Below are 22,297 nucleotides of genomic sequence, written 5' to 3'. Positions count from 1 at the left end.
TGGAAAAATCATTTTTTCTGTGAGTGCTGTCCCCGCTCGCGAGTTGTATAATACTCGCGAGCCGGGACAGCACTACAAATACAAAAGAGATGCTCCCTATAAACCTGCCCTCCCACGCCATAGGTAAGATCCGCTCCTAAGCATCCGGAGCAACTCAAAACTCAAAACTCAAAACTAGCGATCGTTCAAATACTCGCCCACTTGCACCGCCCGCTCAAAACCCCTCCGCACGCAATCTCCCAAAGCCACACCGCCAAAGTAGTTGGTGCACAAATACAGCCCCGGCAAAGATTTTAAGCCCCGATCAATCTGTTCCAGGCGATCGAAATGCCCCAAATTGTACTGAGGAATCGCCCGCTTCCAAATTTTCACAGTCAACACTTTCGGCTGCCCTGCCTCCGGCTTCAGCAAAATCTGAGACAAATCTCGGTGCACCTCCCCAACAATTTGTTCGGCGTCCAGATTGCCAATTCCCGAATCAGTAGCCCCGCCGATATAACTCGTGAGAGTTTGCCAGCCCGCAGGCGCACGGTTGGCAAATAAACTCGATGTCCAAATCGTCCCCAGAGTGCGAATTCCCTGCCCTCTCGGAATTAAATTTCCAAATCCCACTAATTTACCCCTGAGATCCGACATCGGATATGCCAATACAACGGAGGCAACCGCAGGATAAGTAAAAGCTTGTAAAGCGCTGCTAACGGACGGTTGCAGAGGTTGTAACAACTCGGCTGTAACATAGGCCGGCGTTGTCAAAACCACGGTGCGGGCCTCAACTTCCTGCTGTCCGTCGGGGGTAGAAAATACAGCTATGTAAGTGTCGCGTGGCGTGCGATCGAGTCGAGTCAGGTGCCAGTTGAGTTTCAGTCGATCGCCCAAGTTCGCAGCGATCGCCTCTGGCAGAGCCTTCAACCCCCCTTTAAACGAACCCAACTCCCCCGGCTTAGTCTGAGGAACATTCGGATCTGCAACAATCTTTAGCCCCCCCTTACCAAGGGGGGGTTGGGGGGGTCTTTTCCTAGCAGAAAGCAGCGCCCCCGCCACTAGCCCGCCACCCGCATCAGCCATCTTTGTTACCCGGCCAAAAGCAGCCGCCGCGCTAAGTTGTTGGGGATCGCCAGCATAAACCCCAGACACAAAAGGTTCCACCAAGCGCTGCATCACTTCCTTTCCCAGATGACGGCGGAAAAATTGAGAAACAGTTTCCTCATCACCCTGCTGCGAAAGTAGATCGCCCATTGCCGGCGCCACAAACCCCAAAGCCCCGAACAGCGCCCGCAGTTTCCCCGGAAAACTCAGCAACCGAGACTGAATCATCGCCCCAGGAGTCATCGGCACCGGTTGCAGCTTCTTTTGCCAGTAAACAAAACGAGGCAATTTGCGATCGGCAAAAATCAACTCCTGCTTCAAACCCACATCCACAGCCAACTTCAGCAACTCCGGCGTCGGCGAAAAACTATTCGGGCCCTCCTCCCAGAGAAACCCCTCCCCCGTAGCAGTCGTGATATTCCCGCCCACACGTCCCTGACTCTCAGCCACCAAAATCGTCCGTGGCGATGCACTCCTCGCTTCCTTTTGAAGTGCGTGTGCCAAACTCAAACCGCTAATCCCCGCACCCACAATCAAGGTATCTAAAACTTCCATGTTACATATATAAAAATATCGCAATCTTTATGTTACATGGGTTTGCACGGCTTTAGCTCTTTGTTGGGCGTACCGCAAAACCGCTTGCAGATTAACGAATCGGGAATTGGGAATCGGGAATTGGGAATCGGGAATTGGGAATTGGGAATTGGGAATTGGGAATTGGGAATCGGGCATTGGGAATCGGGAATCGGGAATTGGGAATTGGGAATCGGGAATTGAAAATCGGTAAATTCTCCCGTATTTCTAAAGCATTTTTCTCAAAAATTGTCGATTAATCTTCCCCTCTCCCCCTCTCCCCCTCTCCCTCTCTTTAACTAAAAAGGACTTACATTATTGCTGTGCAAGTCTTGAGGCGATTGAAACAGAGTTTCAAGATAAACCCTGGCAGCTTGGCGGTAGCTGCGGGAAGCTTCCGGCGTACCGCTATCGGCATTCTGCAACAAAAACAGCGACAGGGAGGCGGAGAATACTCGATCGAGATCCCATTCGGGATGAGTTTCCAGGTAAATTTTGAGAGAATCGTGCAGCGTTTCGGGAATTTCGGCAAAAATACTGACTGTTGGGTTCATCATTTTTTAGTCTCGCTAATAAATTGAAAATAGAACCCCTTTTCGGCCGGATACAGGTACAGGCACAGCCGAAATCAGAGCGCTTTTTTTAGGTCGGTCGCATCATTGTGCGTATCAATCGGTGGGTTTGTCAATGTTGCAAAATATTACAAAGTCCTTTATGTAAAAAAAAGATTTACGCAATAATAAGCCTTTTAAGGCTTTTTTGTTACATAAGTTTACATATGAGAGGTTTATATCAGGGATTTGGCAAGAGGTTAACGAAATCCCCAATTCCGCAGGAAGATCCGACCGTACCGTTAATTTCTGTGGAAAACTTTTTCAAATCTGTGGAAAACCTCAGACTTGCCTGTGGAAACGCTGTGGAATGTTGAGGGAAAAGTCAGGGAAAAAATAAGAATTGCAAAGGGGATTAATGGGTCATGGGTCATTGGTCATGGGTCATTGATCCTTGGTGTTTTCAGGCATTTTCGCCCCTATAGCCCGATCGAACTTGCACCCCCAGCCCGACAATATAGCCTTTCTCAAAAAGATGAGGTACATAAGGCATAGGCCTGGAGTGGCTTCCGTGGGCATACTTTACTTTTTCGAGAACCGCCATAGCCTTTCGAGCACCAAACCCCAACAGTCATTTTATTTTTGAATCTGAAATTTATCTTTTACTTTTCCTGATGGCCGATTGTCAATTGTCAATTAAGGAAATTAATTCGGCTGACATAGCGCCACTAAAAATACTAAAAATTTATAGATTTTCAGGTTCTCCCTTGAATTTACTAGAACATAGCATTGATTTCCAAAGATAGGGACACCGACCAGCAAATTTAAAATTAATGTCGGTATATCCTTCTGTCGTCAATAATTGAGTCAGGGTCTTTACTGAAAAGAATTTAATGTGTCCGTTGTCCCAAAGCACGGTAAAATGTTTGTCTAACTTGCCAGAAACAGCTAATATCAGGTTTTTTAAATAGCCGTGATAGGGTGTGGAAATAATTAGCACACCTCCCGGTTTTAGACATAGTTTGGCATTTTTAGCCAGTTCTTTTGGATAAAGTAAGTGTTCGATTACTTCAATGGCTAAGACAACATCAAATGAGTTCAGCATATCGGTATCGGGGAGTTCATAAATATCTGCTTGGATAAACTGACACTCTGGGAAACTTTGACGGGAGATGGCAATTCCGGGTGCAGAAGTGTCAACGCCGACAACTTCGCAGCCGTGCTCTGCGATGACGTGACTGAGGCTGCCATTGCCACAGCCGAGATCCAAAACTCGGAGTTTTGTCGGGCTGGCATTTTGAACAGTCGCCAGCATTTCTAGAAGGGGAGATACCAAATAAGCGTGATGATATCTGGGACGGTTGTTTGTGTAATAATACGTATAATTGCTGGAGTTTTTTTTCATCGATTGAGCTATGGAAACTATTGCCGAGGCCGCAAATTGACGTGGCGTGGATGCACTGTTTGGGCTAATGTTCGTCAGATTAGGGTTGTGAGAGTCGATCGACGACTCGATCGTCTCATTGTTTGACAGGTAAATTATTGTTACCGCATCAATCCTATGTCAAAAAAAATCTTTCCCAGGGTGCAAAATCTCGCATCGCCCATTTGATGGGGTATCCCTCGAAGGCATTCGCGAATGCCAAAGTGCGATCGAGCCAGAAGTCTCTCTCGATCGCTAGCCCGAGACACAAGTTTTTGCCTCTTACCTTCGGTCGCAACCGTGCATCTATGCGATTCTACCTTCAACCCACTGCCGTCTGTCAGCCTGAAAGATTTTACCCCTGGGCGATCGGCTGCCAATCGAGCCGAGAATTGAAAATGGAAGTGTGATTCAAATCACAGCCATTTGCCCAACAAATTGCTGAGCATCTTTAAGTAAAGACTGGTTATCAGACGTGCAAAATTTCTGCCTAAATCCCTCAAATCTCCGTATCTCGCTCCCATTATTGCAGCCATTCATCCAATTTTTGTCTCAGACGGTTGTGCCAATCCCCTCTCGCCTTTATTTTCGATCTCACACCTACTTTTACATTGGCTTGTAGTGGAATTTTATCAAATGGTTCTTCATTGTGTGGGAGGAAACCTAATCTATTGTGCCTTTTGAAAGTCATTGACATTTTCTATTAGCTGTTGATATATTTGCAGATATACCTGCAAATAGGGTAAAACAATGTACAGTCTGAAACGAGAGCTAAAACTGAATAATAAAGAACGCTCTTTGCTAGATGGCTGTGCAAGTTTGGCGAGGCTTGTTTATAACTTGCGATTATCCATACTAACCCAGTCATGGCAATTTGAAGAAATCAAAGCCAGTGATTCTCAACAATTAGCTGATATTCAGAAAGTCTTTACCAATCAGGTAAAAATCAAGCCTGAGTATGCTTGGATAAAAGGCTATCCATTAGCTATCTATCCATCAGCACTGAATAATTTAGGTAAAGCTATCCAAGGGTGGCGACTAGGTAAATCAGGCTTGACTCGATTCAAATTTAAAAAGAAAGGTGATAGTTTCACCAGCAAAAACAAATCAGGAGTATATCCTGCAAAGGGTGAAGCAATGATGCCATTTACTAATCGCCAAGTCCGACTCAAGAGGAAGCAAAGCACAATCGCTGGTTTGGAAAAATTCAGACTCAAGCAACCAATAGCATTTGTGAGTTATAGCAAAACATTCACTATCTCTAGGGCAGCAGACAAAGGGTTTGTCTCCTGGAATCTGCCTGTTGATGACAAAAATTTACACAGAGTGCATCAAGTTCAGACTGTTGGTGTTGACTTCGGTGTCAAATGCTGTGCCACGTTGTCAGATGGCTTATTCACGATCGCACCACAAATCCTGAAAATATCAAAAATCAAGCCGATCAAGAATCGGTGGTACAACCGCAACCAGAAATCAGGGAACCGTACTCAAACAATTAGAGCATTTAACAATGGCTGGAAATACTACCAAAAATTACCAATAAAACCCGCAGATATTGCTAACCTCAGACGAATTTTGGGGCAAAAAAAAATAACAACTGATATTATCAGCCGAAAATACTACCAGATTCGGATTGAAGACCTCAATATCTCTGGCACGATCGCTAATCAAAAATTAGCGATCGACCTGGAGACCTTAGGTATTGATGAATTCCGCAGAATTTTGACCTACAAAGTGGCATTTTGGGGAACCAAGGTAGAACTGGTTGACAGGTGGTCTCCTTCGTCTAAAACCTGTTCTTGCTGTGGCAATATTCAGCGAATGCCTCTCAAGGAACCTGTATATAGCTGCGATCGATGTGGTGTTTCCCTCAATTGCAATCTAAATGCAGCAATAATTCTGGAAAATGCCCGCCAGAGCATTGTACCTGAGGCAAGCGCCCAATTAAGGCCTGCGAACAACAAGATGCCGTCATCCTTGGTTGAAGCAGGAAGCAAACGTCAATTTAAGCCAAATGCTTGATTTGAGTAAGTTTTGTGTTGCACACTTAGAATCGAGATTACTACAGTGGCTTCTATAATTGTGTTTAAATGTTGTTTTGAAGCTGTGTTGTCTGGTCAGCAGGGCACCCTAGACCGATTCGCGCTTTCCGTCTGGTTGATTGCACTATGGTCGCTGTTGGTGTTGCACCTTAATTTTGATATGTCCTATGGTTAAGTTAGGTCAATCCTCCTTTCGCCGTATTTTACTGTCGCGGATTTTGTTGCTCAGCGTACCTGTTCTACTGGTGGGGGAGTATGTTACCTATCGCAAGGCACGCTCGACGCTTCTGGAAACTGCTCGTCTAAACTTGACAGAAAGTGCAGTCAGAAAAGCAGAAACTATTGAACAGTGGTCGAAATCGCTGAAGTCCAATCTAATCGGCGCTTCGGAAAACTCAATGTTGCAGTCTGTAGAGCCGAAGGATTATCAAAAGTTTATCGCGCAATTAGGGCAGCGGTTGCCAGCCCAGGTTGATTGCTTGCAATTGACTAATGTACAGACAAATCAAGTGATAGCTAGCACTTGCGGGCAGCAGCCGATTCAGTCGCTACCTGCCAAGTTTTGGCCGCCCGTGCAGCAGCAGCAAACTCTGCTGGATGACAAGAGCGTTTACATCAGTCTGTCGTGGCCTCTCCAGCGACAGGGAAAAGCCAGCAGCAAGAAGGTGGCTTCGGGTGCTGAGGATTTTCCAGATGCGAGTAAAGAAGCTCGCGACAGCCAAGTTAGTTTGGTGTTGAGCGCTCCAGTTTACACTCGTCGGGGCAACACCCGGCAGTTGAGTTATGCTTTGAGTTTGCAGTCGGCCCTGCCGGTGCAAACCAGTGCTCCGAAGGGTTCTCTAGCTGGCTATACGGTGGCTATAGACCAAGATGGGACGATTTTGGCGCATCCGAATATCAACCGCGTGGGCCGCAATATCGATGCTGAGGCAGATGCCGATCGACTAAAAAGTATTCTCAGAAGGGCGATGGCTGGCGGACAGGCTTTTCTCCACCTATTTTCCTTTGAAAGAAATGGTGTAGAGTTGCTAGCAGGATACGCTGCTATCCCGAGTCCTTCAACTAGAAAGGAGAACAGCAAGTGGATTATTTTAGCTGTCTCTCGTTTAGATTATGCTCTGTCAGGTTTGGAAGAAATTCAGCAAGTTTTATTTAATTTAATTGTGGGTTTGGTTGCTGCTAGTATCATCGCGACTTTATATCTGTCTCGCGACTTAGCGCGTCCTTTGGAAAAACTGAGAGACTACGCGCAGACAGTGGATACAGCAGAAGCGCCCCTAGCAGTGCCGGAAAATTTCCAAATTAGAGAATTCAATCAACTATCAGAAGCTCTCAACAGCATGGTACAGCGCCTCAGAACCTGGGCAGGAGAATTGGAAATCGCAACCAAGGAAGCGCAAGTTGCCAATCAGTTAAAAAATGAATTCTTGGGAAATATTTCTCACGAATTGAGAACGCCACTCAACGGAATTATTGGTTTTATTCAAATTGTGCGTGACGGCTACTGCGATGACCGAGATGAAGAGATGGAGTTCTTGCAGCGCGCCCACGACTCCTCAATGCAATTGCTCAATATTATTAATGATATTTTGGACATTGCTAAAATAGAATCTGGCACTTTCTCCCTGATGTTAGAAGTAGTTGATATTACTCAGGTACTTGAAGACGCGATTGATTTGCAAGCAGCTCAAATTGAGGAAAAAGGTTTAAAATTAAACTTGCCACCTCCTCACGATCCGATTATTGTTCATGCAGATCCGGAGAAGCTAAAACAGGTATTTTTAAACGTGTTGAGCAATGCGGTTAAGTTTACAGAGTCGGGCAGCATTAGTATATCTGTGCGGTTAGAAGCCAGGACTAATTCTGGTAGTTTTAACGGAAGTGTGCCGGAAAATGCGTTAGCGCAGCCCTCGGAGAGGATCGCCAACAACACCCAAAGCGATTGGGTGGTTGTGACAATTAAAGATACCGGAGTTGGTATAGATCCCGAGCAGCAGCAGAAATTGTTTCAACCTTTTGTGATGGCCGATGGTTCTACAACTCGCAAGTTTGGCGGTAACGGTTTGGGCTTGGCTATCTCCCGAAGGATCATGGAATCTATGATCGGAAGCATTACCCTGCACAGCGCGGGTGTGGATCAAGGTACTGCGGTGATGATTTCTTTGCCGGTCAATCAGCAGTCAAGTTTTTATTTTCACAGCCCGGACTTGGTAAAGGAAAAGGGAAATTTCAAAAGTTATGACTGATATTATAGCCTTTCAAGCTCTCATATGAGGTACTCATGGGCATTGGGCATCGGGCATCGGATTCCGTGGAAATTGGATTGGAACCCCTGTACCTCACCACGCTTGAGAACCGCTATATAACTGTTCTGAGTTTGTAGTGCGGACTGAAGTCCGCAGCTTTTTGCGGACTGAAGTCCGCACTACGAACTAATCTTACTGCGGTTAATCGATCGGACACAATATAATTGGCAATTAGTAATTGCCACAGGAGCAACTTTTGAAACGCAAGCTTTTCGTTGGTTGCCGAGTGATTTTTTCCAAATTGATTTTTCCCGATTGCTAAAGCGTACCTCTTTTTTCTGAAAACTGCTATATATCAATACTTCGGACAGTTTTTTAACGGCTCTGTAAGCGTTGCAGTGCAAGCCCTGGCATTTTTAATGTTTTTTTGAAACTCAGGGCTAGACCTAAAGATTGAAAAAATACTCATCCCTATAGCCATCAAGGGTTTGACATACTCGATTAGATCTAAAACTGTCCGGAGTATTGATATATAGCCTTTCTCAAAAAAATGAGGTATTACTAACAGCTTATATAATCACTAAGCGTATAGGGGCTGAAGCCCAACAACGTACCTCATCTTTTTGAATACCGTTATATCTGGTTAATTATCCTTAATAAAATGTTCGCAGTTATGATTTTAGTTGGGAGATTTTGATGAGGAATAAATCACTCACTACCAACCAATTTTATGGCGATTGTTCCAACGGACACGATCGCATTTTCTTAATCTAAAATCAAAAATAGTATAAAATTTAGAATTTTAAATTTTAAATCTAAAATTTTAAATTTTAAATCTAAAATGGTATCAGGGGCTGTCCGCCAAGTTCGAGGGATTTGCTCAAAGTGCCCAGAATGCGGATTAATTCTACGGAGGCCGCACCGGAAGAACTAGGACAAGGGGTATTGGTTTGCACGCAGTTGAGGAAACGATCGCACACTCGCCGCAGTGGCTCTGCTGGTTCTAAATTTAAGACTTCCCGGTACCTGAGACTTGTGGGTGGCGGCCCGATCCTCTTCGAGGGCTTCGCTAACGCACTTTCGCCAAAATTATCCTCATCGCCCCCCCGATTTGAACCACCACGCTGCAAAATTAGAGGAGTTTCCGGCGACATTTCATCAAAAATCAAAGTTCCCAAACTGCCAACAACTGTTAACCGCCGCTGTTTGTCGGGATTTAGCCAGCACAGGTGAATGAATGCTTGAAATCCGTCGGGATAAGTCAGCGTTACCCAAACTAAATCTGCTAATCCTTCTGCTTGATTTATTGCTTCTTCCCCCTGACTTTTGACTTCTGACTTCGGAAATACAGTACCAGTCGCCCTGACTTGAATAGGGGTTTGTTGCAGCCAAGTATTGAAAATAGCGATATCGTGAACGGCCAAGTCCCAAAGGGCATCAACATCATGCCGCACGGGTTCAAAATGGGTGCGCTGGGCGTAACCGTAGCGCAAGGTTCCGAGTTGATGCTGCTGAATAATCGTTTGACCGCGATCGACTGCGGGATGAAACAGATAAGTGTGATCGACGAAGAGTTGTCGCTGCTGTTTTTGGGCTAATTCACAGAGTTCTATTGCTTCACTGAGATTGAGGGCGAGGGGTTTTTCTACTAAGACGTGGTAGCCTTGTTGCAGCGCGGCGGTTGCGAGGGTGTAGTGTGTGGAGGCTGGAGTGGCGATCGCCACAGCATATAGTCCCGGCAATGCTTCTATTTGTGACCAATCGGTAGCTAGAATCATCGAGGGATGCAGATTAAACTGTTTTTGCACAGCCACCAATGAATCTCGATTCGGGTCTACTACCGCTAAAACTTCGCTGTTGGGATGTTCGAGAAAGTTGCGAATTAAATTAACTCCCCAGCGGCCAGCACCCAATACAGCTATTCCGATTTTCATAAAACAGCTCGGTAAGTGGGAAACTCAGTGTCTTCAGACCTGAGAGGGAAACGACACGGCGATTTCAATCGCCTTGAATCCCCTTTCGGGGTTGGAGGGGTATGGTTGCCCCTCCGTGGAGATATGGTTGTCTCCGAATCCCTTTCGGGGTAATGTTCGCTTCGACCTGGTTATAAAGGCTTGTTAAGCTTGCAGCACTAACGAGCGTGACTTTAAGTTTGTTTAACTGCAAACGATAGAGCGGAAAACTAGCGTCGCATTCGCCGGTATCGTGACCTAAATAACGTCTCCTCGAAAGAGGGGTCTGGTCAGAACAGCTTGCAATTTCTTACAAGCGAGCGTGGCTTGAGCCTCCGAGTTCCTGACTGATGATAATTTCAAAAATCGCACAGCTATTATAGCATATTTGGAATTTTTTTTAGGTTTTTTAATAAAAAAATAGTTATAACGAGGGTCATAAACGTAGGTTTGTAGTGAGGACTTCAGTCCTTCCCCTTAAGGACTAAAGTCCTCACTACGAACCTTGTTTGTTACATTTTTTTAAATTCTCAATTACGGACAATCAACTAATTTATTAAAAGCTGCCTGAGCCGCTGCTTGTTCGGCCGCTTTGATCGATCGACCTTTTCCCTCTGCTACCAACTCTCCCTGAATGTGAACCTCGGCGGTAAAACGATCCTCGCCGCCCTGTACTGTCCCGGTTTCTCGCACGCTATATTTGGGCAAAGTTTTATACTTGCCTTGAGTCAACTCCTGGAGGGCAGCTTTGTAGTTTTGGCGGGCGGGATCGCTGCGAATTTCCGCCGCTAGGCGCTGAAAGTGAGGATCGAGCCAAGGGCGAACTAATTCTAACGTCTGGGCACTCAAATAAAGGGCGGCCAGCAAGGCTTCCAAAGAATCTGCCAGTCTGGGCACTGCGCCTGTTTTGTCCGAGGCGGCGCTGCTGGAAACGATTAAATAGCGATCGAACCCGTAACTGTCAGCGATTTTAGCAAGGATGCGATCGCTCACCAAGATCGATCGAATAGCAGCAAATTCCCCCACCGCACAGTCAGGATAAATTTCAAACAACAATTCCGAAGCCGCCAGCCGCACCACAGCATCGCCGACAAACTCTAATTGCTCGTAATTTGCCTTAGCAGACGCACTAGCATGAGTCAAAGCCAAATCTACAAGATGCCATTTGATCGCAGCATCCTTCGGCAGCCCCAATTTTTCAATTAATATTTCAAGTTGCTTTTGGCGACCTGGATAAATCATACGATTTTAGATTTTAGATTTAGGATTTAGTTTTTTATACTTTAGACTTGAATTTTCAGATAATATTTTATAATTGCAGATTTCGCTTGCTGAATAATATCCGGGTTGGGAGCTTGTATAAAGTAGCATGAATTGTTGAAAAGAATATCAAATTCATTTTAATAAAAAAGCTTGTCATTACAAAACCAAATGTTCAGTTACCCAAATATTTCTGTGGGTGCTGATGGGCGAACCTTACCGAAAAATTGGAGGGGAAAAAGTCGGACATAAGCCGGGTTCTGTTCTCTCAACTGCAAGCAGTTTTCGAGGGCAGTTATCTATCTGGGACGCCTGTTACCAGACGCCTCAAGCGGTACCAAAGAACGGAACCGGTAAAAAACCAACCATAGTCCCTCCGACCTTGCTCCCAACCGGGGTTTACCTAGCCAGCACCTCTCGATGCTGCTGGTGCGCTCTTACCGCACCTTTGCACCCTTACCCCTAACACTTTGCGATTTTTGACGATCGATTTTTGATGCAATCTCCAATCTCCAATCTCCAATCTCTAAATGGGGGGCGGTATCTTTCTGTGGCACTATCCTCACGATCGCTCGCACTGGGCGTTACCCAGCAAGTTTGGTTTTTCGGGAGCCCGGACTTTCCTCAGACCAGCTTCCGCTAATCCGCAACCGCCTGCGCCTACTTTTTCCCCAGATTTATTGTACAGGAAGCCAGCGATTTTAGATTTTAGATTTTAGATTTTAGATTTACTTGCAGAATTGAATCTGGGAGCTTAAGAAGTTTTGATCGATGATATAGCCTTTCTCAAAAAAGTGAGGTATACCCGCGATTCCAATGCCCTGTTTGCCCTGTTTGCCCAATGCCCTATCCCCATGAGTACCTCATATGAGAGATCGAAAGGCTATATCAATGCCCAAATTAGGTACGTAGTTGCGCTTGGGCGCTCTTTCCTAATATTTATAAAGAGCGCCCAAGCGCAACTACGTACCTTGGCTCAAGTGCGAGCCGATCTTTGAGCGATACTTTTGGTAGTTTGAGATTTCCTATCCTGACAATAAAACCGCCCTGCTCTCCTAAAAAATGTCCTGGGTGGCGATCGCATTTTATCGAATTCCTGGGTTCAGTCATCCTTAAGAGTAGAAAAATTCTCAAACCAGCCGCGCCGCCAAAAAAAGTAAACTAAAGTAGAGGCGATCGCTAGCATCAGCCCCCAACAAAGTGGATAGCCAAAATACCAATTCAGTTCCGGCATATTCAACGGTGATTTCTCTGTATTGAAATTCATCCCGTATACTCCCGCCACAAAAGTTAGAGGAATAAAGATACTCGAAATCACCGTCAGCAGTTTCATAATTTCATTCATTTTATTGCCAACCGAAGACAGATAAACATCCATCAAACCCGAAGACAACTCCCGATAAGTTTCCACCATATCCATCACCTGCACCGTGTGATCGTAACAGTCGCGCAGATAAATTCGCACCTCAGGACTAATCAAATCGCTGCTATCGCGAATCAAAACATTAATTGCATCCCGCTGCGGCCAAATGGCGCGGCGCAGCGTCAGCAATTCTCGCCGGATTTTATAAATTTTTTCAAGAGTTTTTCGCGTTGGGCGCACCACCACTTCATCCTCTAACTCTTCAATCCGCTCTCCGTAAACTTCTAATACAGGGAAAAATCCATCTATAATCGAATCTAGGAGAGTATAAGCCAGATAATCTGCTTTGTGCTTGCGAATAGTTCCTTGTCCTTTGCGAATGCGAACTCGCACCGGGTCAAAACAATCATAGTCCGGTTCTTCTTGAACAGTTAGCAGGTAATGCTTGCCCAAAATAAAACTTACTTGTTCTTTATGAAAATTATCTGAATTTGGTTTAATCATCACCATCCAAGCAATGATTAAAAGGTGTTCTTCATAGTCTACAACTTTCGGTCGTTGAGGAACATTAACTACATCTTCCTGAGCCATAACGTGCAAATTAAATACTTCGCCCATTTGTCTCCAGGTTTCTTTGTTTCCCAATCCCAACATATCCACCCAAGAAACAGATTCTGTATCTAAATAGGCAGCAGCTTCTCTAGGATTTGCCAACTCGGCGCGGCTAGCTCCTGTCTCGCAATAGTCAATTAATATAATCTCAGGAGGTGGCGCATCGGGTTCTAAGTCGAGAGTTCCCGGCATCGCTCCTGGATCGTCATAAAAATAGTCAACGTAGGAATCATCATCATCTTTAATTGGTTTGGGAACGGCACTAGAAGTATGTATGCTTTTGTATACCATGTTGATATTTCCGAGTTTTGGAACATTTAATTAGACTATCATTTTTCCAGTATAACCATCAATTTTAAATAACAACTGTCCCAGGTCAACTGTCCCAGGTCAACTGACTAATTACCTTTGCTTAATAGGAATCTCGATCGCAAATTCAGTGCCACCACCGGGCGCGGAAATACAGTCCAGCTTGCCCCTGTGTCTTTCCACCACAATCTGGTAGGAGATAGACAGCCCCAAACCAGTACCTTTACCGACTGGTTTAGTAGTAAAAAACGGGTCAAATATCCGAGATTGAACAGACTCTGCCATTCCTGACCCGTTATCCGAAATTGCGATCGCCACCCGATTGTTCTCCAAAACCTCCGTGCGAATCCGAATCAAAGGAAATGCGTCACAAGCCAAAGGTAAAGTAGAAAAATTTTGCCGTTCCCCATCCGCTGCACTCGCCAATTCCAATTTTCTATTTCTGATATTTGCCAAAGCATCAATCGCATTACTTAGTATATTCATAAACACTTGATTTAACTGTCCGACATAGCACTGTACGGGTGGTAGCATACCATATTCTTTGACTATTTCAATCGGGCGATTTCTACCATTTTCTTTGAGTTTGTGTTGCAAAATTAATAGAGCGCTGTCAATTCCTTCGTGAATATCAACACGCTTAATATCAGATTCTTCCAGTCTGGAAAAATTACGCAAAGACAGAACAATTTCGCGAATGCGATCGGCTCCATTTTCAATTGAATTCAGCAGGCTCGGGAAATCCTCTTGCATAAATTCTACTTCTATTTCTTCAGCAAAATTCGCAATTTCCGTTACTGGTTGCGGGTAATTTTTTTGATACAAACTACACAATTGCAGCAAATTTTTTGCATACTCGTTAGCGTGAATAATATTGCCGTAAATAAAACTAACAGGATTATTGATTTCGTGAGCAATTCCGGCCACTAGCTGTCCCAAACTCGACATTTTTTCTGCTTGAATTAATTGAGCTTGAGTCCGGCCTAATTGTTGCAAGGTTTGCTCTAGTTCGCGATTTTTATCTTTTAATTCTGATTCGGCTTGTTTGCGCTTGGTAATATTGCGGGCGATAACTATTGCCTGATTCGAGTTAAAAGGTAGCAATCTCGCTTCATAGGTTTCTTCCCCAGACGGCATGGATAGGGAATACTCTAGACTAACTGGAATTCTATTTTCGGCAACTTCCAGTAGAGCCTCTTCTAGCTGGCTAGCGGCGGTTGTTGGCAATATATCGGTCACTTGTTTGCCAAGAAAAGAGTCGGAATTCAGATACAAATCCGCTGAATTTCCTGACAAATAATCCAAAATAATGCCGTCAGCATTGAGGCGGAAATACTGATCCGGCAATGCTAGAAAAACAGATTCCAACTCAGAAGTTTTTTGGCGCAATGCTTCTTGGGCGTAGTAGCGATCGCTAATATCCAAAATCACCCCGTCCAAACAGGAAACGCTCCCATCGGCGTCGAACACTGGAGAACCTTTATCCCACACCCATTTAACCGTGCTGTCTGCTGCTAGCAAGCGGTATTCTAAATTATAAGACTGTTTATTTTCTATTCCTTGCCGAATAGTTGCTTCTACTTTTGCCAAATCTTCGGGGTAAATAATGCTAGCAAAAGTTCTGCCTTTGCTGTCCAAACGCGAAATAAAATCCCCAGCCGGGTAGCCCGCTATTAAGTAAATTGCCTCGCTAATAAAACTTGTAGAAAAATCGCAACGCCAGCGATAAACCACTCCAGGAATATTAGCAACCAAAGACCTAAATCTGGCTTCACTCCTACGCAAAGCTGCTTCCGATTCATGACGTTTTGTAATATCGTTAGTAAAACCTAGCACTGCAAATATATTACCTTCAGCATCGCGCAGAGGGACTTTTTTGGTATCTAAAATATGTATTGAACCATCAGCAACAGTTGCAGCATCGCAGGGATTGTGGATGATTTCGCCTGCCAGTACAGCAGAATCATCTGTGCGAAATCCTCGGAGATTTTGTGCGGAGTTTCCAAATACTAGCTCTTCTGAAAATCCTAATTCTAAATCTGATTTGCCAATTATTTCTTCGACTGTTTTACCGATCGCTTCGGCTAAACTGTTGTTGGCTAAAATATAGCGAAATTGTTTATTCTTGGCAAAAATCCAGTCACTGGTTTTGTCGATTACCGTCCGCAGCAGTTGTTCCGAACGTTCGGTTTGTGCCAATGCTACTTGCAGTTCTACTTCCAGGCACTTGCGAGCTGTAATATTTTCAAATGCCACGCCTACGGAGTTGTTAGGTAACGGAAAAGCTTTAATAGAAAAAGCAAGAGTTATTTTTCCTGATTCGTCGCAGTCAATATCTTCAACTTCTACGGCTTTTTGAGTGCGAATTACTTCAGCAAATGCTTGGGGAATGTTTTTCGATCGCAAATGCGGAAAAATCTCGTCGATTGTCATGCCCAAAACGTCGGCCATTTCTAGCCCTGTAAACCTAGTGGCAGCGGGATTAGAGGCGATCGCCCTCAAGGTGCTATCATCTTCTATATTTTCCAAGTGATAGACGTACAAACCAATTTGCATATTCTCAACAATTTGGTCGTAGAGGCGCACGCTTTCGTCTACCTGCCTGCGTTCGGTAATATCTTCTGTAATCCCCAAAACGTACTGAGGATGGCCCTGAGCGTCGAGAATTGGCACTTTGCGGGTGTGTAGTATTCTCATACCTTTGTGGCGAGTCTGGATCGGCTCTTCGGCTATTTCTTTAACCAGAGATTGGTTGTGATGACTGGTCAATATTTCCCTGTCTTGAGCGGTAAAAACATCAGCTTGTTCTTTGGAGTAAATATCATAGTCATTTTTGCCGATCGCCTCTTGAGATGTCACACCTGCGATCGTTTCCCCCGCCTTATTCCACAGCACGAATTTTAGCGAAGAAGCATCTTTAGCAAAAACTCCCAAGGGCAGATTTTCTACTACGGAATTGAGGAACCCTCTAGCTGATTTTAATTCAGCTTCTGCACGCTTGCGTTCGATGCCTAAAGCGATGACATCGGCAACGGATCCTAAAGTTTCTTCAAAGGGTACTGTCAGCGACTGGTGGCTGACAATTACCATGACTCCCACTAGCCTTTCTTCGACAATTAAAGGATAGCCGGCGAAGGTAAGAATTTGCTTGGGGATTTGGCAATTTCCCCGATTGTGACTGCTGTCGATAATTGCTAATTGCGAACTGTGTGCTGGCGTGGCTTCCCCGCATTCTTGCTCCTCTAGCCCCAAATGATTCAGTTCAAATCGGCAATCAAATAGTGGTTTTTGCTGTTCGGCGATCGAGTTAACCTTATTTTGAATAAATCTAGCAACCTCGTCTGTGCGGCTGTAGATTCCAGAGGTTGCTTGCAACTCGCAAATATTGTATTGAGAGTTAAAAGTCCAAATTTCAGCAGAGGCGACATCGAGATTTCGTACCATTGCTTCGCAACAGGGAAGCAGGATATCTTGAGGGTGTTTGGTGAGGGCAATACCGACATCGGCTACCATTGCTGTAAGGCGAGAAGCTTGGGCTTTTTCTGCTTCCAGCCGTTTGCGATCCGTGATATCTTCCACCAAAGAAAGCACTGTAAAAGTGTCGCCGCTGCGAATAATCGAGTTGAACCAACGACACCAAATAACTTGTCCGCATTTGGTTTTATTTTGATTGATTGAAGTATTGCCGTTACCGGAGGCTAGTTCGAGTTCGATCGCACTTACAGCCTCTCGATCGTCCTCGCAAACCAAGTCCAAATCGCCGAAATGCTTGCCCAGCATATCATCGGAAGTCCAGCCAAAGATTTCTTCAGCACGTTTCGACCACTGAACGATCCGAAAATTCTCATCCCAGCCTACCATTGCCAGGGGACTGTTAGCTGCATTCAACCACAGTAAATGATTCGAGCGACGCAACTGTTGAGTTTTCTGCTGCTGCCAGCGGTAGTGTCTGGTGATATCTCTACCGACACCCAAAACCCGCATCTGGTTGGTAGAGACATCCAGCGCTGGCGTGTAAGCCGTTTCGTAGATTTTAATCCCCCCGTCTGCCGCCGTCACCTCGTGAATTGCCAGCTTTTTTTCCCCTGTGATAAATACTTGTTGCAGGCAGGAATCAATCTGAGAGATTATATTTTTTAGAGCTGTATTATTGGGATATAATTTCAACAATTCCCGATTCGTTTTGTTGACTGCTTCAGCCGGCTCCAATCCCATCCAAGCAGCAGCTACAGGATTAATCGATATGTACTTTTGCTGTCGATCGCACTCTAGGAAAGCATCAACAGAGTCAGAGAAAAAAGACTGTAACGAGTTGATAACTTCCTGCATGGGTATTTTTTGATCACTTGCAAGTTAAGCTTTAAATTTTTCCTAAAGTTAGTTTAACTCACTCAAATATTTTTTCGCACTTTACTGCTGGCGTTCCCGGTACAATTTTCGGCCCGTTCCCTATAATACAAAAAATTTCAGGAAATAGTATGTTTTGGAATATAACTTAATTAGAGCATCTGCTCTTTTTTTCAACAAGACGCATCGGATACAAAAGGGAGAGGGGTTCAACAGTTGACAGTTGACAGTTGACAGTTGACAGTTGGGGGAGAGATAGGGAGATAGGGAGATAGGGAGAGGGGGAGAGATAGGGAGAGGGGGAGAGATGGGGAGAGGGGGGAGAGAGAGGGGGTGGGCGCATTCGTGTCAACTCAAGGCTGGAACCATTGATAAATCTCGCTTTTATCGGAGGTGAGATCCCCCTAAATCCCCCTGATTGTTGGGGGACTTTGAGTGCTTCCGGTTCCCCCTTTTTTAACGGGGGCTAGGGGGGATCGGAGGGCTTAATCGTCTATCCGAGGGATCCCCCTAAATCCCCCCTGATAGTCGGGGGACTTTGAGTGCTTCCGGTTCCCCCCTTTTTAAGGGGGGCTAGGGGGGATCGGAACATTAGACGTTAAGTTGACAATAATGGACTACATCATGCCCATGCCGCCCATGCCGCCCATGCCGCCCATGCCGCCCATGCCGCCCATGCCGCCCATGCCGCCCATGCCGCCCATGCCGCCCATGTCGCCCATGTCGCCACCAGCTTTTTTCTTCTCGGGTTTTTCGACAATTACAGCTTCAGTGGTCAAAACCATGCCAGCAATGGAACCGGCATTTTGTAAAGCCGATCGCACTACCTTAGCCGGATCGATAATTCCAGCGGCAATCATATCTTCGTAAACGTCGGTGAGAGCGTTGTAGCCAATGTTCAATTCGCTAGCCCGCACTCGCTCGATCGCGATCGAACCTTCAACACCGGCATTATCAGCGATTTGACGCAAAGGTGCTTCCAAAGCTTTTGCAACCAAATCAGCACCAATTTGCTCTTCAGCGTCTAAAGTGCTTCTGATGGCATCAATTTTTGTAATCAGGTGAATCAGCGTCGTGCCGCCTCCAGCGACGATACCTTCTTCCACAGCAGCTTTAGTAGCGTTGAGGGCGTCTTCAATGCGGAGTTTGCGATCTTTGAGTTCGGTTTCGGTAGCTGCGCCTACTTTAATTACAGCAATACCGCCAGCAAGTTTGGCAATGCGTTCGGTTAATTTTTCCTTGTCGTAGTCAGAATCCGTCGCTGCTAGCTGCTTGCGGATTTGCTCGATCCGTGATAACACGTCTGCTTTGTGTTCGTCGCCAGCGACAATGATGGTGTTTTCTTTGTCGATCGTAATTTTGCGGGCGGTACCGAGCATTTCTAGTGTTGCGGTATCAATGCTGAGTCCGACTTCTTCAGAAATCAGTTGACCGCCGGTCAGAACGGCGATATCTTGTAGCATGGCTTTGCGTCGCTCGCCAAAACCAGGAGATTTGGTAGCTGCGATATTCAATACACCGCGTGCTTTGTTGATGACCAAAGTTGCCAAAGCTTCACCTTCAATATCTTCGGCGATAATGATCAGCGGTGAACCGGTGCGGGCAACTTTTTCAAGAAGCGGAATTAGTTCTTGAATGGAGTTAATTTTTTTGTCGGTAATCAGGATGCGAGCGTTTTCGTACTCAACTTCCATGCGATCGTTGTTGGTGACGAAATACGGGGAAAGATATCCGCGATCGTACTGCATCCCTTCGACAACTTCCAATTCTGTCAACAGAGATTTCGACTCTTCAACAGTAATGACGCCATCTTTGGTGACTTTTTCCATGGCTTGAGCAATCATGTCACCGACTTCTTCGTCGTTACCGGCGGAGACAGTGGCGACCTGAGCAATGGCAGATCCTTCAACTGGTTTCGCTAATTTAGCGATTTCTAGGACTAAATGGGCGATCGTTTTTTCAATCCCGCGGCGCAGTGCGACTGGATTGGCGCCTGCTGCGACATTCTTCAAACCTTCGCGAATGAGGGATTGGGCAATCACGGTAGCGGTGGTGGTGCCGTCGCCTGCGATATCTTTAGTTTTGGAGGCGACTTCTTGAATTAAGCGAGCGCCAGCATTTTCGAGAGGATCTTCGAGTTCAATTTCCCTAGCAACGGTGATACCATCGTTAACGATTTGGGGAGTGCCGAATTTCTTTTCGAGTAGGACATTCCGGCCTTTGGGGCCCAAGGTGATGCGGACTGCATCGGCGAGTTGATTGACGCCGCGTTCCAGTGCCCGCCGAGATTTGTCGCTAAATGCAACTATTTTGGTCATGTTTGTCTCCTTGCGCTTACATTAGCAAATTTAGCACTCTCTGACTCTGAGTGCTAAGTCGATCGACTTTAGATTGTAGCGTGTCCCTCAGAAGTGTGGGGCTGGCGGGGGCGGATTTGGGGGAGCAGTCGGGGTGAGTAGAGGACGGCACTGCGGTTTCCCCGCAGATATAATGTTATTTGTGCCATTGCGGGCGATCGGATGGAGTGTCAACTGTCCACTGTCAACTGCTATACGTATCAACGGTTAAATTCGGGTACTAACTGTCAACTGTCAACTGTCAACTGTCAACTGTCAACTGTTATACCTATGGCTCGTTATTCTCGACTGCAAAAACTGATTTCTTATATGCGCCCGCACTGGAAACCCACATTTTGGGGCGTTTTTTCGCTATTAATTGTCAATGCTGTAGGCGTTTATATTCCCCTGCTGATTCGGAATGCAGTTGACACACTCCAAGTGGCGACTAAATTTGACCAAGTTTTCAACTACGTGATACTGATTCTCGTACTAGCTTCAATCATGTGGGGAATTCGGATGGCATCGCGGATTCTGCTGTTTGGCGTCGGGCGTCAAGTAGAATTTGACCTCAAACAGCAAATATTTAATCATTTATTAACATTAGAACCGTCTTATTTTGCTGCCAATACTGTAGGGGATTTAATTAATCGCGCTACTTCCGACTTGGACAATATTCGCCGCTTGGTGGGTTTTGCAGTGCTGAGTTTGGCGAATACAGCCTTTGCTTATGCTTTGACTTTGCCGGTGATGCTGGGGATTAATGTACGGCTGACGCTGTTGGCGATCGCAGTTTATCCATTAATGCTAGTTTTGGTACAGTTATTTAGCGACAAACTTCGCATCCAGCAACTAGCCGTGCAAGAAGAACTCTCGGCAATGAGCGATTTAATTCAAGAGGATATGAGCGGAATGTCCGTAATTAAAATCTATGCTCAAGAAGAAAATGAACGTCGAGCTTTTCGCGATTGTAACGCCAAGTTGCTATCAGCCAATTTGACATTAGCCCAAACTAGAAACTTTATTTTTCCACTGCTGGGCGGTTTGGCAAGCATCAGTTTGCTGGTGCTGCTTTCTGCGGGTGGCGGAGCAATTGCTAAGGGCGACATTAGCATCGGCGATTTTGTGGCGCTGCTAATTTATGTCGAGCGTTTGGTATTTCCCACGGCGCTGTTGGGTTTCACCATTACTGCTTACCAGCGCGGAGAAGTCAGTGTCGATCGCATCGAATCAATTTTGACTGTGGAAGCGCAAATTAAGGATGCTCCGGATGCAGCGGACTTGCCAAGTCCCGTCAAAGGTGAAATAGTCGCTCGCAATTTGAATTATACCTATCCAGGCGCTAAGATACCCGCGCTCAAAGATGTCAATTTTACCATCAAACCGGGCGAAACAGTCTCGATTGTTGGGGCGATCGGTTCTGGTAAATCAACCTTGGCCAATGCCCTGCCGCGCTTGCTGAATATCGATGCAGGTGAGTTGTTTGTAGACGGGCAGGATATTACCGAGGTGAAGTTGAGGGAGTTGCGCGGGGCGATCGCCTACGTGCCCCAAGAAAGCTTTTTGTTCGGTACTACCATCAAGAATAACATCCGCTACGGCAATCCTTTAGCAGAAGAGCCAGAAATTGAAGCAGCCGCGAAACAAGCACAAATACACCCAGAAATCCTCAACTTTCCGCAACAGTACAAAACAGTTGTCGGCGAGCGCGGCATTACCTTGTCCGGCGGACAAAGGCAAAGAACAGCATTAGCTAGAGCCTTGTTAGTTGACGCTCCCGTGCTAATTTTAGATGATGCTCTTTCCAGCGTAGACAATCAAACTGCAACCGATATTTTGCAGAACTTGGCAACCGGAACCGATCGCAAAACCGTAATTTTCATCTCGCACCAAATGTCAGCCGCCGCCAGTGCCGATCGCATATTCGTCATGGAAAAGGGAGAAATAGTGCAAAGCGGCACTCACGCAGAATTGGTAAACCAAACAGGGCTGTATCAGTATTTGTGGAACCAGCAAAAACTAGAAGAATTGCTGCATTAAAGGTTCGTAGTGAGGACTTTAGTCCTTCTTCAGACAGGTTCGTAGTGAGGACTTTAGTCCTTCTTCAGGTTCGTAGTGAGGACTTTAGTCCTTCTTCAGACAGGTTCGTAGTGAGGACTTTAGTCCTTCTTCCGACAAAGGAAAAAGGACTGAAGTC

The 22,297-nt window shown here is 45.6% G+C and carries 13 protein-coding genes and 1 other RNA gene; 5 read left to right on the top strand and 9 right to left on the bottom strand.

The features are described 5' to 3' along the window. Window positions 1-174: 174 nt before the first annotated feature. Entirely contained in the window at window positions 175-1,641 is a 1,467-nt protein-coding gene (gene hemG, locus QZW82_RS20960) for a protoporphyrinogen oxidase (RefSeq protein WP_293152211.1), read from the bottom strand. Window positions 1,642-1,677: 36 nt separating this feature from the next. Between hemG and QZW82_RS20955 the strand changes: the two genes are divergently transcribed. Next, the gene (locus QZW82_RS20955) at window positions 1,678-1,863 is read left to right on the top strand and encodes a hypothetical protein (RefSeq protein ID WP_293152208.1); all 186 of its coding nucleotides are present in this window, start codon (window positions 1,678-1,680) and stop codon (window positions 1,861-1,863) included. Window positions 1,864-1,958: 95 nt separating this feature from the next. On the opposite strand, the gene QZW82_RS20950 is transcribed toward QZW82_RS20955, so the two are convergent. Together QZW82_RS20950 and QZW82_RS20945 are read right to left on the bottom strand one after the other, a co-directional pair. Continuing rightward, window positions 1,959-2,213: a DUF2811 domain-containing protein gene (locus QZW82_RS20950; RefSeq protein ID WP_293152247.1), complete on the bottom strand. Its 255-nt coding sequence runs from the start codon at window positions 2,211-2,213 to the stop codon at window positions 1,959-1,961. A gap of 742 nt (window positions 2,214-2,955) precedes the next feature. After that, entirely contained in the window at window positions 2,956-3,615 is a 660-nt protein-coding gene (locus QZW82_RS20945; RefSeq protein WP_293152205.1) for a class I SAM-dependent methyltransferase, read from the bottom strand. Between the two features lie 122 nt (window positions 3,616-3,737). Here QZW82_RS20945 and QZW82_RS20940 point away from each other — a divergent pair, with 122 nt between their 5' ends. The 3 genes from QZW82_RS20940 to QZW82_RS20930 all read left to right on the top strand — a co-directional run bounded on the left by QZW82_RS20940 (window position 3,738) and on the right by QZW82_RS20930 (window position 7,921). Next, window positions 3,738-4,043, top strand: coding sequence for a hypothetical protein (locus tag QZW82_RS20940; protein WP_293152202.1), 306 nt, complete (start codon window positions 3,738-3,740; stop codon window positions 4,041-4,043). 340 nt (window positions 4,044-4,383) lie between these two features. Then, entirely contained in the window at window positions 4,384-5,655 is a 1,272-nt protein-coding gene (locus QZW82_RS20935; protein ID WP_293152199.1) for a transposase, read from the top strand. A gap of 187 nt (window positions 5,656-5,842) precedes the next feature. Next, window positions 5,843-7,921 carry an ATP-binding protein gene (locus tag QZW82_RS20930; RefSeq protein ID WP_293152196.1) on the top strand — a complete coding sequence of 693 codons (2,079 nt, stop codon included), beginning with the start codon at window positions 5,843-5,845 and terminating at the stop codon, window positions 7,919-7,921. An 836-nt stretch (window positions 7,922-8,757) separates the two neighbouring features. Here QZW82_RS20930 and QZW82_RS20925 read toward each other — a convergent pair. The 6 genes from QZW82_RS20925 to groL form a co-directional block, all read right to left on the bottom strand. Further along, window positions 8,758-9,855, bottom strand: a complete 1,098-nt coding sequence (locus tag QZW82_RS20925) for a Gfo/Idh/MocA family oxidoreductase (protein WP_293152193.1) — start codon at window positions 9,853-9,855, stop codon at window positions 8,758-8,760. Between the two features lie 552 nt (window positions 9,856-10,407). Next, entirely contained in the window at window positions 10,408-11,115 is a 708-nt protein-coding gene (gene rnc, locus QZW82_RS20920) for a ribonuclease III (protein ID WP_293152190.1), read from the bottom strand. 251 nt (window positions 11,116-11,366) lie between these two features. Next, an RNA gene (gene rnpB, locus QZW82_RS20915) (RNase P RNA component class A) lies at window positions 11,367-11,801 on the bottom strand. Between the two features lie 434 nt (window positions 11,802-12,235). Next, window positions 12,236-13,399 (bottom strand): magnesium/cobalt transporter CorA, encoded by a 1,164-nt coding sequence (gene corA / locus QZW82_RS20910; protein ID WP_293152187.1) that lies wholly within the window; start codon window positions 13,397-13,399, stop codon window positions 12,236-12,238. A 111-nt stretch (window positions 13,400-13,510) separates the two neighbouring features. Further along, a complete protein-coding gene (locus QZW82_RS20905) occupies window positions 13,511-17,746 on the bottom strand; it encodes a PAS domain-containing protein (RefSeq protein WP_293152184.1) in 4,236 nt (1,411 codons plus the stop codon). A gap of 635 nt (window positions 17,747-18,381) precedes the next feature. After that, a complete protein-coding gene (gene groL / locus QZW82_RS20900; protein WP_293152181.1) occupies window positions 18,382-20,082 on the bottom strand; it encodes a chaperonin GroEL in 1,701 nt (566 codons plus the stop codon). A 309-nt stretch (window positions 20,083-20,391) separates the two neighbouring features. Between groL and QZW82_RS20895 the strand changes: the two genes are divergently transcribed. Then, window positions 20,392-22,140, top strand: coding sequence for an ABC transporter ATP-binding protein (locus QZW82_RS20895; protein WP_293152244.1), 1,749 nt, complete (start codon window positions 20,392-20,394; stop codon window positions 22,138-22,140). The last annotated feature ends 157 nt before the right edge of the window (window positions 22,141-22,297 follow it).

The organism is Microcoleus sp. bin48.metabat.b7b8b9.023 (genome assembly GCF_013299185.1).
GTDB lineage: Bacteria > Cyanobacteriota > Cyanobacteriia > Cyanobacteriales > Microcoleaceae > Microcoleus.
The sequence above is the reverse complement of the archived record's forward strand: the minus strand, read 5'-3'. Positions and strand labels throughout refer to the sequence as shown.